At 67.9% G+C, this 13151-nt stretch carries 9 protein-coding genes; 2 read left to right on the top strand and 7 right to left on the bottom strand.

Going from position 1 to position 13151, the window contains the following annotated elements; translation table 11 throughout:
- Positions 1-521 precede the first annotated feature (521 nt).
- The 5 genes from GSQ87_RS08865 to GSQ87_RS08845 all read right to left on the bottom strand — a co-directional run bounded on the left by GSQ87_RS08865 (position 522) and on the right by GSQ87_RS08845 (position 7807).
- The gene (locus tag GSQ87_RS08865) at positions 522-1598 is read right to left on the bottom strand and encodes a site-specific DNA-methyltransferase (protein ID WP_158915122.1); all 1077 of its coding nucleotides are present in this window, start codon (positions 1596-1598) and stop codon (positions 522-524) included.
- Positions 1599-1729: 131 nt separating this feature from the next.
- Complete coding sequence (locus GSQ87_RS08860; protein ID WP_158915121.1) at positions 1730-3553, bottom strand: chloride channel protein; 1824 nt, start codon at positions 3551-3553, stop codon at positions 1730-1732.
- Positions 3550-4170 (bottom strand): ribonuclease HII, encoded by a 621-nt coding sequence (locus tag GSQ87_RS08855; protein WP_254063127.1) that lies wholly within the window; start codon positions 4168-4170, stop codon positions 3550-3552. The genes GSQ87_RS08860 and GSQ87_RS08855 overlap by 4 nt, the downstream gene beginning before the upstream one ends.
- 291 nt (positions 4171-4461) lie before the next feature.
- Positions 4462-6030, bottom strand: coding sequence for an aldehyde dehydrogenase (NADP(+)) (locus tag GSQ87_RS08850; protein ID WP_254062832.1), 1569 nt, complete (start codon positions 6028-6030; stop codon positions 4462-4464).
- 19 nt (positions 6031-6049) lie between these two features.
- Positions 6050-7807 (bottom strand): DUF885 family protein, encoded by a 1758-nt coding sequence (locus GSQ87_RS08845; protein WP_158915119.1) that lies wholly within the window; start codon positions 7805-7807, stop codon positions 6050-6052.
- A 122-nt stretch (positions 7808-7929) separates the two neighbouring features.
- Here GSQ87_RS08845 and proC point away from each other — a divergent pair, with 122 nt between their 5' ends.
- Positions 7930-8754 carry a pyrroline-5-carboxylate reductase gene (gene proC / locus GSQ87_RS08840; protein ID WP_158915118.1) on the top strand — a complete coding sequence of 275 codons (825 nt, stop codon included), beginning with the start codon at positions 7930-7932 and terminating at the stop codon, positions 8752-8754.
- A gap of 14 nt (positions 8755-8768) precedes the next feature.
- Complete coding sequence (locus tag GSQ87_RS22450) at positions 8769-9338, top strand: SgcJ/EcaC family oxidoreductase (protein WP_216839151.1); 570 nt, start codon at positions 8769-8771, stop codon at positions 9336-9338.
- Between the two features lie 12 nt (positions 9339-9350).
- On the opposite strand, the gene GSQ87_RS08830 is transcribed toward GSQ87_RS22450, so the two are convergent.
- A complete protein-coding gene (locus GSQ87_RS08830; protein ID WP_158915117.1) occupies positions 9351-11081 on the bottom strand; it encodes an ATP-binding protein in 1731 nt (576 codons plus the stop codon).
- Positions 11082-11214: 133 nt separating this feature from the next.
- Positions 11215-13059 (bottom strand): gamma-glutamyltransferase family protein, encoded by a 1845-nt coding sequence (locus tag GSQ87_RS08825; protein WP_158915116.1) that lies wholly within the window; start codon positions 13057-13059, stop codon positions 11215-11217.
- Positions 13060-13151 lie beyond the last annotated feature (92 nt).

Raw genomic sequence — 13151 nt, 5'->3', positions numbered from 1 at the left:
ATTACGTATGGCTTCGCCAAATTCCATGGGGGCCACGGTACGCTCCTGCGCTGATGTAACGGAAAGGGATCATCCCGCTCGGGAGTGCGCAATAAGGATTCCAGCTGCCCGATAAACTAATTTCCCTTCGGGCAATCCCGAAACATGAAATCCCCAACAAAAACCCGCTCGAGCCATCCCGCGCGGGAATATTTGGATGATGTTTAGACGGTCGGTTACTCACCTGCTAACTGGCAGTTGGTCGCTGCAGTCCTGACATGTCCTGCAGGTAAGCTGACGGCTGACAGACCCTCAATGCAGTGGCGTCATGTTATCCATGCAAAATGGAACGACGCATTAGTTGCGCTCGTCGTTCTTGCAGCTAAAGGTTTGGCCTGCGCTGGGTGCAATTTCAGACGTATGGAATGGCGATTAGAAAATCCCTCTGTCGCCGATAAGTCCTCTTTTCAAAGGGTTTCCTCAGTGTGAGTCGTTTTGAGTGACCGAAGAATCGATTTGAATGACGCCCGACAGGTAGATCGTCAGGCTAGGCCGGCCCTTACCCGTACGCGCAGGACGTCGATCGGGGCCAAGCCCCGGTCGGTCTTCATGTGCCAGAAGGTCCAGCCGTTGCAGGCGGTGGCTTCGTCCACCAGGGCGCCCAGCTTGTGGATCGAGCCGGACATCTCGCCCGAAATCAGGCTGCCGTCGGCCCGAACGCGAGCCGACCGCTTGCCCTTGGGACAGTAGAGCTCGTCGCCGGCGTGCAGCAGGCCCGCTTCCAGGATCATGCCGAAGGGGATGCGGGGCTCGGACCGCTTGCTGGTGGTGACGGCAAGCTGTTCGGGGGGCGTGGGGATGACGTCGGCGATGCGGGCCTTGGCCACCTCGATATAGGCCTGTTCGCGTTCGATGCCGATGAAGCGGCGCCCCAGCCGCTTGGCCGCCGCCCCGGTGGTGCCGGAGCCGAAGAAGGGATCGAGCACCAGGTCGCCGGGGCGGGTCGAGGCGAGCAGCACCCGGTGCAGCAGGGCCTCGGGCTTCTGGGTCGGGTGGGCCTTGAGGCCGTCTACGCCCTTCAGCCGCTCTTCACCGGTGCAGATCGGCAGGGTCCAGTCCGAGCGCATCTGCACGTCGTCGTTGAACACCTTGAGCGCGTCGTAGTTGAAGGTGTAGCGGCGTTGGCCCTGCGATTTTGCAGCCCAGATCAGGGTCTCGTGCGCGTTGGTCAGGCGGGTGCCCTTGAAGTTCGGCATCGGGTTGGTCTTGCGCCAGACCACATCGTTCAGCAGCCAGAAGCCCAGGTCCTGCAGGGTCGCGCCGACGCGGAAGATGTTGTGATAGCTGCCGATCACCCAGAGCGCGCCTTCGTCCTTCAGCACCCGCCGGCATTCTTTCAGCCAGGCGCGGGTGAAGGTGTCGTAGGCCTCGAAGCTGTCGAACTGGTCCCAGGCGTCGTCCACCGCGTCGACCTTGGAATTGTCGGGCCGGTGCAGGTCGCCGCCGAGCTGTAGATTGTACGGGGGATCGGCGAACACCAGGTCCACCGACTTGTCGGGTAGGCCCGCCAGGATCTCCAGGCAATCGCCCTGCAGGATCGTTTCCGCCGCCTCGACCATAACGTTCTCCGCATACCAGACGTGACGCGACCGCTACGCCTTGGGCAGAGCCGAGGTCGTCGCAGAAGCACAAGGGAGAATCTGGGGCCCGGTTGGTTAAGGGCGATTCACCAAACTTGGCTAAGCAAAGGTTAAAGCGCGCCGACCACGTCGCGGTTGGCGTTGTTCAGCGCCTCGGCGTAGCGGCGGGTGGCGTAGGCCTCCTTGAGCAGGCCGACCACCTGCTTGCTCTCCGCGCCATCGACGACCGCCAGCGTCTCGGCCTCGGCCAAGCCGAAGGTGTCCATGGCCTGCTTGACGTTCATCTCGGGCAGCAGGGCCGTATCCTTGAGCTTGGCCAGGTCCGAGATGGGCCGGGCCAGCTTGTCGTCCAGTTCGGCGGCGAAGGCCTCGGCGGTGGCGAGCAGGCCGGCATAGTGGTCCTGGCTGTCCAGCACGATGACGAAGTTGCGCGACCCCAACGGATAGCGGCGGCGGAACTCGGCGATACTGGCGTTGTCGGGGATGGTGGCGACGTCCTTGCGCATCAGCCGGCCTACGGTCAGCGAGCGCACCCAGCCGACGTCGGCGGCGCTGCGGATGGTCTCGCCGCGCAGGTGAAGCCGCCAAGTCGAGAAGGAGTAGCCGAAGGTCTCGCGCACCGACAGGCTGGTGGCCACGCAGGCGGCGAGCACGGCGCCGGTCAGGGTGAAGTCGCCGGTGGTCTCCAGCACCAGGAAGGACATGGTCAGCGGGCCGCCGACGATGGCCACCGCCATGGTGCCCATGCCGGCCAGGGTGCAGGCGGTGATGTCCAGCCCGAAGTGCGGCATCAGGTGCTGCAGCGCGGTGCCGTAGAGCTTGCCGAGCAGGGAGCCTACGAACAGCGAGGCGAAGAACAGCCCGCCCCGGAAACCCGAGCCCAACGAGATCATCGAGGCGCTGAGCTTCAGCACGATCAGCAGGGCCAGAGTCTGCATCGACAGATTCAGCGGCCAGTCGAGCTTCATCGCTCCGTGACCGGCGCCCAGCACCTGGGGCGTGATCAGGGCCAGGGCGCCGATGATCAGTCCGCCCATGGCCGGACGCAGGGCCTGCGGTGCGCGGGTCCACTCGAACGCGCGCTCGACATAGGCCACCATCCGCATGACCAGCACGCCGATGCCGCTGGCGATCAGGCCCAGCAACACGATGGCGAGGTAGTGGATGTTGTGCAGGGGCGCGATGGGCGGGGCGTGCAGGGAGTAGGGCGCGCCGGAAAGGGCCTGGGTGGTCAGCACCGCCGCCAGGGCCGCCGCCATCACCGAGGCGACATTGGCCACCGAGTAGACGCCGACGATCAGCTCGAAGGCGTAGAAGGCGCCGGTCAAGGGGGCGGCGAAGGCGGCGGCGATGGCCCCGGCCGCGCCTGCGCCGACGATGATGCGCAGGTCGCTGCGGCGCAGGTTCAGAATGATGCCGATGCGCGAGGCCAGGCCCGCGCCGATCTGGGTGTAGCCCGCCTCCAGTCCTACCGAGGCGCCGCAGCCGTTGGAGATCACCGTCTGCAGGCTGACCAGGATGCTGTCGCGAAACGACATGCGTCCGCCGCGCAGGGCGTTGGCCTCCACCGGATCGACCGGCGTGCGCCCGCCGCGCCAGCGCCGCCACATCTCGGTCGCGCCGAGCAGCAGGCCGCCGCCGACCGGGGCCAGTAGGGCGGTGGGGAGATGGACGCGGGCGGTGGCGCTCAACCGTTCGTCCAGCGCGATATGGAAGAGCAGGACATGCGCCGCTTGGGACATGTCGCTCATCAGGGTGACGAAGACGCCGGCCATCGACCCGACTAGTCCGGAGAACAGCACCAGCAGGATCTCGCTGGAGCGGACCAGCGAACGGACCTGGGCCAGCAGTCCGCGCGCGCTGGCCGGCAGTGGGTTGCGGATCGGCAGGCCGCTCGCGGTCGGCCGTCTGGCGTGATCCGCGTCCACGGTCATGTCGGCTCGTCCGCGCCTTCGAGCAACAGCCTAATCGGCGCCCAGCTGCGGCGGTGGATCGGGCAGGGGCCAAGCGTTCGCAGGGCATGGGTGTGGATGGGGGCGTTGTAGCCCTTGTGGGAGGCGAAGCCGTAGCCGGGGTACAGATCGTCCATCTCGGCCATCACCGCGTCGCGGGCGGTCTTGGCCAGGATCGAGGCGGCGCCGATGGAGAGCGATACGCCGTCGCCGCCGATCACCGTGCGCACGGGACAGGGCAGCTTGAACGCATAGTTGCCGTCGACCAGGGCGAAGGCGGCGGCGACCTGTAGGCCCTCCACCGCGCGGCGCATGGCCAGGCCGGTGGCGTGCAGGATGTTGAGCTCGGCGATCTCCTCGACCGAGGCGTAGGCCACGCACCAGGCGATGGCGGAGGCCTTGATCTCGATCGCCAGCCGCTCTCGGGCCTTGGCGGTGAGCTTCTTGGAGTCGTTGATGCCGGGGGGCGTGCGGGCGGGGTCGAGGATCACCGCGGCGGCCGAGACGGGACCGGCCCAGGGCCCCCGACCGGCCTCGTCCACGCCACAGACGGGGGGCGGATGCAGGATCTCGAGCGCCAGGCTGGGCGGCTCTGCGATCCTGACGCCGGGCTTGCCGGCCAGTTTGGCGATTCGGGGGCTCACCCCCCGGTGATACGGCGCCGGCCGCGTGGGCAAAAGCGTGGCGTTGGGTGAGGCCGACTAAGCCGCACGGCATATGCGTCCGGCGCCTCTAAAGGCATTTCGGAATGGGCGGCGCGTTCACCCTCACCCCGACCCTCTCCCCTCGAGGGAGAGGGGGAAGCGCTCTGTTCTCCTTCCCCCTTCGACGGGGGAAGGTCGGGATGGGGGTGAGACCAGGCGCTTTCCGGGTGGGCTAGGTTGGCGCCCTTACACCCAGGCCCCATCCACCAACCGCCGCACGGTCTGTTCGCCATCGCGCATGTAGTCGGGCAGCAGGGCCTGGGGGATGTCCTGGTAGGAGACCGGGCGCAGGAAGCGCTCGATGGCCAGGGTCCCGACCGAGGTCGAGCGGCTGTCCGACGTCGCCGGGAAGGGACCACCGTGGACCATGGCGTGGCTGACCTCGACCCCGGTCGGCCAGCCGTTGGCCAGGATGCGTCCGGCCCGCAGCTCAAGTTCCGGGATCAGGCGCGCGGCCAGGGGCTGGTCGCCCGCATCCATGTGCAGGGTCGCGGTGAGTTGGCCCTCCAACGGCGCGATCACGGTCGGGAGGCTCGCTGCGTCGGGGCAGCGCACCACCAGCGACGAGGAGCCGAACACCTCGTGCGCCAGCGCCGGGTCGGCCTGGAAGGTCGCCAGGTCGGTCTCGAACAGCACGCCGCGGCCCTGGTTGGCCCCGGTGCAGGTCTGGGCGCGCACGCGCTCGCGCACGCCGCCGTGGCCGGCCAGCTTGTCCACGCCCTGCTCATAGGCCTTGTGGATGCCGGGGGTCAGCATGACCGACGGCAGGCTGGCGGCCAGGGCTTGGCTGGCGGCGTCCATGAACCGGTCGAGGTCTGGCCCGTCGACGGCGAAGATCAGGCCGGGATTGGTGCAGAACTGGCCGGCGCCCATGGTCAGGGAGCCGACGAAGCTCTGGCCGAGCGCCTCGGCCCGCGCCTTCAACGCCTCGGGCAGCAGGAAGACCGGATTGACGCTGCTCATCTCGGCATAGATCGGGATCGGCTCGGGGCGCGAGGCCACGATGCCAGCCAGCGCCAGGCCCGCGCCGCGCGAACCGGTGAAGCCCACCGCCTTGATCCGCGCATCGCGCACCAGCGCGCCGCTCAGCTCGTGCGACGGGCCGCCGACCAGGCTGAACACGCCTTCCGGCAGGCCGCAGTCCTTGACCGCCTTCTGGATCGCGCGCCCGACCAGTTCGCCCGTGCCGGGATGGGCGGGGTGGCCCTTGACCACCACCGGGCAACCGGCGGCCAGCGCCGAGGCCGTGTCGCCGCCCGCCACCGAGAAGGCCAGCGGGAAGTTGCTGGCGCCGAACACCGCGACCGGACCCAGCGGGATCTTGCGCAGGCGGATGTCGGAGCGGGGCAGCGGCTTGCGCTCGGGCATGGCCGGATCGATCCGCACGCCCAGCCAGTCGCCCTGGCGCACGACAGTGGCGAAGAGGCGGAGCTGGCCGATGGTGCGGCCACGCTCGCCTTCCAGCCGTCCGCGCGGCAGGCCGGATTCGGCCATGGCGCGCACGATCAGCTCGTCGCCCAGCGCCATGATGTTGTCGGCGATGGTCTCCAGGAACTTGGCGCGCGCCTCGCGGTCGAGTTCGCGGTAGGCGGGGAAGGCGGCCCAGGCCAGCGCGCAGGCGCGGTCCACCTCGGCGGCGCCGGCGGCCGAGAACGGCGGGTCGAGCGCCTGGCCGGTGGAGGGGTCGATGGCCTGATAGGTCTCGGCCCCACGGACGAGCGCGGAGCCGATGATGATTTCGCCGGTGATGGTCACGCTATCACTCCCAATCTTCTTACCGCTCCATATCCGGATATGGGCCTGTTCCGCCATGGGCGATGAAGGCGTCGATGTGGGATTCGAGCACCGGCAGGGGGACCGAGCCCAGTTCGAGCACCGAGTCGTGGAAGGCGCGCAGGTTGAACTTCGGCCCAAGCGCGGCCTCCGCCTTATGCCGGGCCTTCAAGATCGCCATCTCGCCCAGATAGTAGGACAGGGCCTGGCCCGGCCAGGCGATGTAGCGGTCCACCTCGGTCTCGATCTCGTGGCTCGACAGGGCGGTGTTGTCGCGCAGGTAGTCCTGGGCCTGCTTGCGGGTCCAGCCCTGCGTGTGGATGCCGGTGTCCACCACCAGGCGCGCGGCGCGCCAGGCCTGGTAGCTCAGCATGCCGAAGCTGTCGTAGGGCGTGTGGTAGATGCCCATCTCGGTCCCCAGCCGCTCGCAATAGAGCGCCCAGCCTTCGCCGTAGGCGGAGATGTAGACCTCGCGGAACTTGGGCAGGTCCTTGTGTTCCGAGGCGATCGGCATCTGGAAGGCGTGGCCGGGGGCGGACTCGTGCAGGGTCAGGGCCGGCAGGGCGTACAGGCCGCGCGAGGGCAGGTCGTAGGTGTTGACCAGATAGGTCCCCGGTCCGCCTCGTCCTGAGGTGTAGAAGGGCGCCTGGTCGGCCGGCACCGGCACGATGCCGAACCGCTGGCGGGGCAGGTAGCCGAAGTACTTGCCCGACACCTCGTCGAATTCCTTGGCGATCCAGGCGGCGTCCTTCAGCAGCTCGTCGGGCGTCTTGGCGTAGAACTGCGGGTCGGTGCGCAGGAACTGCAGGAACTCGGGGAAGCTGCCTTTGAACCCGGTCTGCTTCATCGTCGCCAGCATCTCGGCGTGGATCTTGGCCACTTCGTCCAGGCCGATCTGGTGGATCTGCTCGGGCGTCAGTTCGGTGGTGGTGAACTCCAGGATCTTGGATTGGTAGTAGGCCTTGCCGTCCGGCAGGGTGTCGGCGGCGAGTGGGACGTGGGCGTGGGGCTCGTACTCGTCGTCGAAGAAATGCAGCAGCTCGGTGTAGGCCGGGACCACCGATTGGCGGATCGCCTGCAGCGCCTGGGCCTTGAGTTGTTCACGCTCGGCGGCGGGGATGCTGTCGGGGAATTTGGTGAAGGGGCGGAAGAAGATCACGTCCTCGGGGGACTTGGCCTCGGCCACCGACTTGATCGAGGAGTCTCGGCCCTGCAGCGTCACCTTGGGCGGGGTGAAGCCGCGCTTCAGACCCGCGCGCATATTGGTCTCTTCCTCGTGGAAGTAGCGCGGGATGTCGTTCATCAGCGAGATGAAGTTGCGGTATTCCTGGGCCGACTTGAATGGCCGACGGGCCTCGCCGACAATGTTGGACCAGAAGGCGGTATCGGCGTTCAGGGGTTTTTCGTATTCCTTGAACGTCTGGTTGTTGATGTTGACTTGGATCTGGGCCTTGTAGACCTCGTAATTCACCTTCTCCTTGGGCGAGAGATCGCCTTCGTGGACGGTGTCGAGCTGGCGCATGACCTTGGTCCAGTAGGCGAGGCGCGCCTGCTGCGTGGCGAGGTCGACCTTGGGCAGGTGGGGATCGATCCCGTGATGGTCTTCGTCGGTCTCGCCGCGCTGGGCCTGCCGCCAGGACCATTCGGTGCTGTAGATGCTCTTGAATTTTGCGTCGGCGGAGGACGGCTGGGCGTGGACGGCCGATACGCTCGCCAGGATGGCGGCCAGGCAGCCGACACCGGCAAAAAACTTGGTCATCTGATCATTTCCCTGCCGACGTCGGCCGTGCGCTTGGTAGAAGTTATACTATCTGGCCGGCTGGAGCCGGCAATAGCTGAGATTGGGACGCAGGTGCGCCCATTGTGAAGGAGCAGTCGTTCGTGTCGTCAGTCGAGCAGTTTCGCGGTGTCGCCTTCTACGGGTGCGGGTCCATGGGCTCGGCCCTGGTGCGGGGGTTCGCGCGGGACGAAGGCGCGCCCCGGATGGTGGTGATCGCCCGGGATCGCGAGCGGATGGCGGCGCGCCTGGCGGGTACGCCGGCGGTGATCGTCACCGACGCCACGGCGCCGCAGGTCGCGGACTGCGATGCGGTGATGATCGGTGTGAAGCCACAGATCCTGCGCGAGATTGTCGGAGACCTCGCGCCGCTGTGCGCGGGCCGGGCGGTGATCTCGATGGCGGCGGGTGTCAGTTGCGCCTTCCTGCGCGAGGCGCTGCCGGAGGCGAGCACGGTAATCCGCTGCCTGCCCAACCTGGCGGTGGCCAAGGGCGAAGGCCTGACCGCGCTATGCTCCACGGCTGACGCCGGCTCGGCGCGCAACGTTTCCGACCGGACCAAGACCGACGCCCTGTTCGCGCCCGCGGGCGGCGGCGCCTGGGTGGAGACCGAGGACGAATTGAACGTGGTCACCGCGATCTCGGGCAGCGCGCTCGCCTTCTATTTCGCCTTCACCGAGGCCTTGGCCGCCGTGGGCGAACGGACGGGCCTGGACGGGGAACTGGCCAAGCGGTTCGCGGTGCAGACCCTGATCGGCGCGGGCGCGATGGCGGAGACGCTGGACCAGGTCACAGCCCTCAAGCACGCAGTCACCAGCAAGGGCGGGACGACGGCGGCCGGCTTGGCGATCCTGGAAGGCGAGCATGGCTTCACGCCGCTGCTACAGTCCGCGGTGGACGCCGCCATCGCCCGCGCCCGGCAGCTTTGAGAGAGGGGACGCAGATGAACGCCAAGGAGAGCCGCGAGGGCCTCGCGGCCACCGAGGAAGCCGGCGTCGCTCGGCAGCGGCGGGAACGAGGCGGCGCCCTGACCCTGCTCGCCGGCGCGTTCGGCGTCGCCGGCCTGGCGGGCGGCGCACGCGCGGCGCCTGGACCGGTGTGCTCGCCATCCGGTCCGGCCGACCCGGCGGCCGAGGAGCGGGCCATTCGCAAGGTGATCGCCGACATGGAGACCGCCTGGAACCACAGCGACTTCCGCGGCTACATGGCCGGTTTCCTGAACCCCGGGGTGGTCTTCGTCTCCAAGGGCAAGATCCAGACAGGCTGGCAGGGCACGCTGGACCACTACATCCGCGACTACGGCAAGCCGGGGACGCGGGGCGACCTGCACTTCTACGATATGACCGTCGAGTTCCTGGCCCCGGACGCCGCCCAGCTCGTCAGCCATTTCCACCTGAAGAAGGCGATCGATCCTCAGCTCGGGGTCAACACGCGGCTGATGCGCAAGGTCGATGGGCGCTGGGTGATCGCCGTCACCCACGTCTCCTCGGTCGACCCGACCAAGGCGGCCTGAGGCGGGCGAACGCTATGCGGGCGTCCCCGCTGCGACAGCTTCCGCCACCTTGGTAAGGGCGGCGCTCAACGCGGGCAGCTCGATGGGCTTGCGCAGCACGCCGTCCGCACCGGCGGCCAGGTAACGGGCCACATCGTCCTCGAACACGTTGGCGGTGAGCATGTAGATCGGCGTCCGCCGGCCGGTCCCCGCTTCGACGGCGCGGATTGCGGCCAGAGCGCCGACGCCGTCCAGCACCGGCATCAGGGCGTCCATCAGGATCATGTCGTAGCGACCCTCGGCATGGGCGTTCACCGCCGCTTGGCCGTTCTCCGCAAGGGTCGCGTCGGCGCCTAACTGCTCCAGCAACAGCGACAGCAGCATGCGGTTGGCCGGATGATCCTCGGCGGCCAGCACGCGCACGGGCCGGTCCAGGACCGGCTCGCCGGGCGATGTCGGAGGCGTGGGCGTGGGGGCTTCCTCCATGAGGGTCGGCTCGGCCGGGAACTCGAACCAGAAAATCGCGCCGTGAGGGGATTTGTTCTCGACACCCAGCTGGCCGGCGAGACTTTGGACGTTCGCGCGGCAGATGGCGAGGCCCAGCCCCGCACCGCCCGCGGCCCGGCCCTCCTCGAGCTGCTCGAACGGTTCGAACACCTTCTGGCGATAAGCCTCGGGCACGCCGGGCCCTTCGTCGTGGACCTCGATCCGCACGACGACGCCGTTCGCATCCGGCTTGGCGCTGGCGTGGATCTCGATCTCGCCCTTGGGGGTGAGCTTCAAGGCGTTGGACAGGAAGTTGATAACGGTCTGCTCGATCTTAGCGCCGTCGGTCAGCAGGCGGAAATGCTCGGGCGTCCCATCGAACGCGACGGTCAGGGTCAGTCCCAGCTCCTGCACCCGCAGCTTCCAGACGCGGGCGATGGCGTTCAGGCATTCGCGCAGGTCGACCGGCGCAGATATCAGAACCGCTTCGCCGGACTCGATCTTGGACAGGTCCAGGGCGCCGTTCAGCAGGCGCAGCAGCATACCGCCGGCCGCCTCGATCTCCTGGACCAGTTCGCTCTGGCGTGCGTCCACGACCTGGGGCTTCAGCACTGAGGCCATGCCGAGCACTACGTTTAGCGGCGTGCGCACCTCATGGCTGATCATGGCCAGGAACTTGGACTTGGCGCGGTTGGCCTCGTCGGAACGGATGCGGGCCTGCTCCGCCGCTTCCAGCGCGTGGCGAAGCTGTTCGGCCGCTCCGGCGCGTTCGGAGCGCGCGAGCGCCGACCAGAGGTCGGACTCTTGCTGACGCCAGGCGGCGGCGATCACCGCGACTTCGAACACCAGGGTGCACACGACCACGCCGGGGTCGCCGTGCGAGAGGCTGACCATCATCGGCACCAGCACGATCGATGGCGGCACTGTGGCCAGCAGGAAGCCCCGCCACCTCATGTGCACCTGCAGTCCGCCCAGCACCATGTTGCCGACGATCAGCAGCAGGCATTCCAGCAGCAGGCGCGGGTGGACCTGCCAGACGATGTAGACGAAGGCCGCCACATGTCCGGTCAACACGATGGTCAGGACCTCGGTCCATCCCCGCAGCCGGCCCAGCGCGGAGGGGTCGTCGACGGCTTTCCCGGCCTCGGCGACGACCCGGATGAAGACGAGGTAGGCGGCGAACTGGATCGCGACGAACAACCCGCCCCACACCGGCGACAACAGCACCGCGGTCGCGACACCGATGGCCGCCACCGACAGCAGGCGCACCGGGAACATCTCCCGGTAACGCTCTAAATACGCTGTCAGAAACTCCGCTGCTTGATCCACGTCGCCCCCGCCCATTCGGCCGCCGTTTAGGCGGAGAGTCTGGGTCTTGGTCAACCTCGACCGTGGGGCGCTCGGCGGGCTGTCAGTAGGCGAGCGCACACCCGTCCGCACGCATCTCGGAAGCCGCGCTGTAGACACGGTCCGCGCCGTTCATGCGGTGCTCGATGCACTCGTAACGACCGAAGCCGCCATCGCTCTCGGCCATCGGCCAGCCCATGGCGATCAGGGCCTCGCGGGTGGCCTTCGGCACACCGGACTCCAGCCGCAGGATGCCCTTGGGGCCGAGGTTCGGCGGGTCCTCGCCCATCGATTGGGACGACCCCTCGTGGTGCCAGCGAGGGCTGTCGCCGGCCGCCTGGATGTCGAGACCGTAGTCGACCCGGTTGATGATGATCTGCGACTGGCCCTGGGGCTGCATATCCCCGCCCATGACCCCGAAGCCCATCCACGGCACGCCATCCTTGGAGGCGAAGCCCGGGATGATGGTCTGGAACGGCCGCTTGCCGGGTGCATAGATGTTGGGGTGGCCGTCCTGCAGCGAGAACAGCTCGCCGCGGTCCTGGAACATGAAGCCCAGACCGTCGGCGACCAGGCCCGAGCCCATGCCGCGGAAGTTGGACTGGATCATCGACACCATCATCCCGTCGGCGTCGGAGGTGGTGAAGTAGGTGGTGTCGCCGTGGCTGGGCGCCTGGCCGGGATAGGCGGGGGTCAGGATGCGGTCGAGCCGGATCAGCTTGGCGCGCTCGGCGGCGTATTCCTTGGACTTCAGCCACTCCACCGGCACCTTGGAGAAGTGCGGATCGGCGTAGTAGCGGGCGCGGTCCTCGTAGGCGAGGCGCTTGGCCTCGGCCTGGATGTGGATCGACTGGGGCGACTGGAAGCCCATGCCCTTCAGGTCGAAGTGCTCGATGATGTTGAGCATCTGCAGGGTGGCGAGGCCCTGCGTGTTGGCGGCCATGGCGTAGACGTCCACGCCGCGATAGCCGGTGACCAGCGGCTCCAGCCATTCGGAATGGTGGTCGCGCAGGTCCTCGTAGGACAGCCAGCCGCCGATCCGCTTGAAGTAGGCGTCGATCGTGCGGGCGATCGGGCCGGCGTAGAAGGCGTCGCGGCCCCCTTCGGCGATCATGCGGTAGGTGCGCGCCAGGTCGGGATTGCGGAACACGTCGCCTTCACTCGGCGCCTTTCCGTTCGGCATGTAGGTGTGCTGGGCGTTGGCGGTCTCTTCCACGCCGGAGCCCGGCTTGAGGAAGTTGGCCATGTTGCGCTTGATGTAATAGCCGATGATCTGGGGCACCGGCGCGCCGTGCTCGCAAAGATGGATCGCCGGTTCGAACAGCTCAGCCCATTTCAGCTTGCCGTAGCGCTGGTGCAGGGTCCACCAGCCGTCGAGCGCGCCGGGGGTGGAGACGGCGGGCGCGCCATAGGGCGGCGGCGCGCCGTTCTTGGCCCGTGCGCGCGCCGTCTCCAGGCTCAGGCCGCGCGGCGACTTGCCCGAGCCGGCCATGCTGACCAGCTTGTTCAGCTTGGGGTCCCAGACGAAGGCGAAGCAGTCGCCGCCCAGGCCCGAGCTGGTCGGCTCCAGGAAGCCCAGGCAGGCGTTGGCGGCGATGGCGGCGTCGACGGCCGAGCCGCCCTTCTTCAGGGTCTCGATAGCGGCCATGGTGGCCAGCGGCTGGGCCGTGCCGGCCGCGCCCGACAGCCCAAAGGCGGCTGAACGGCTAGCGAAGCTGGCGCCGGACGGCCGGTCGCCCGCGTGTACGTCGGGGCGGACGAACTTTTCAGCACCTGGCGGCTGGAACTTGGGCAGCGCTTCTTCGCCTTCGTTGGCGATGGGCGGGGGGCGGTTCTGAGCTGAGACCTGGGAGGCTGCGCCCGCGGCTGCGGCGACGGGCAGGGCGGCGAGGAAGGAACGACGGCGCAAAGGTTAGCCCCCCGGAACGCGCATCGGCTGCGCTGGATGTTGCAGCCCCATACAACAGCGGTTTGAGGCGGATGTAACTAGCGGGAAATATG

The sequence above is a fragment of the Caulobacter sp. S45 genome, from assembly GCF_009765965.1.
In the GTDB taxonomy this organism is placed as follows: Bacteria; Pseudomonadota; Alphaproteobacteria; order Caulobacterales; family Caulobacteraceae; genus CAHJWH01.
This window is presented reverse-complemented; position numbering and strand designations above follow the sequence as displayed.

What these genes read in the sequence shown, in the direction of transcription:
- GSQ87_RS08860 (WP_158915121.1), bottom strand. Translation starts at nt 3,553, where the DNA reads ATGACCGTGGACGCGGATCACGCCAGACGGCCGACCGCGAGCGGCCTG.
- GSQ87_RS08830 (WP_158915117.1), bottom strand. Translation starts at nt 11,081, where the DNA reads ATGTTCCCGGTGCGCCTGCTGTCGGTGGCGGCCATCGGTGTCGCGACC.
- GSQ87_RS22450 (WP_216839151.1), top strand. Translation starts at nt 8,769, where the DNA reads ATGAACGCCAAGGAGAGCCGCGAGGGCCTCGCGGCCACCGAGGAAGCC.
- GSQ87_RS08845 (WP_158915119.1), bottom strand. Translation starts at nt 7,807, where the DNA reads ATGACCAAGTTTTTTGCCGGTGTCGGCTGCCTGGCCGCCATCCTGGCG.
- GSQ87_RS08865 (WP_158915122.1), bottom strand. Translation starts at nt 1,598, where the DNA reads ATGGTCGAGGCGGCGGAAACGATCCTGCAGGGCGATTGCCTGGAGATC.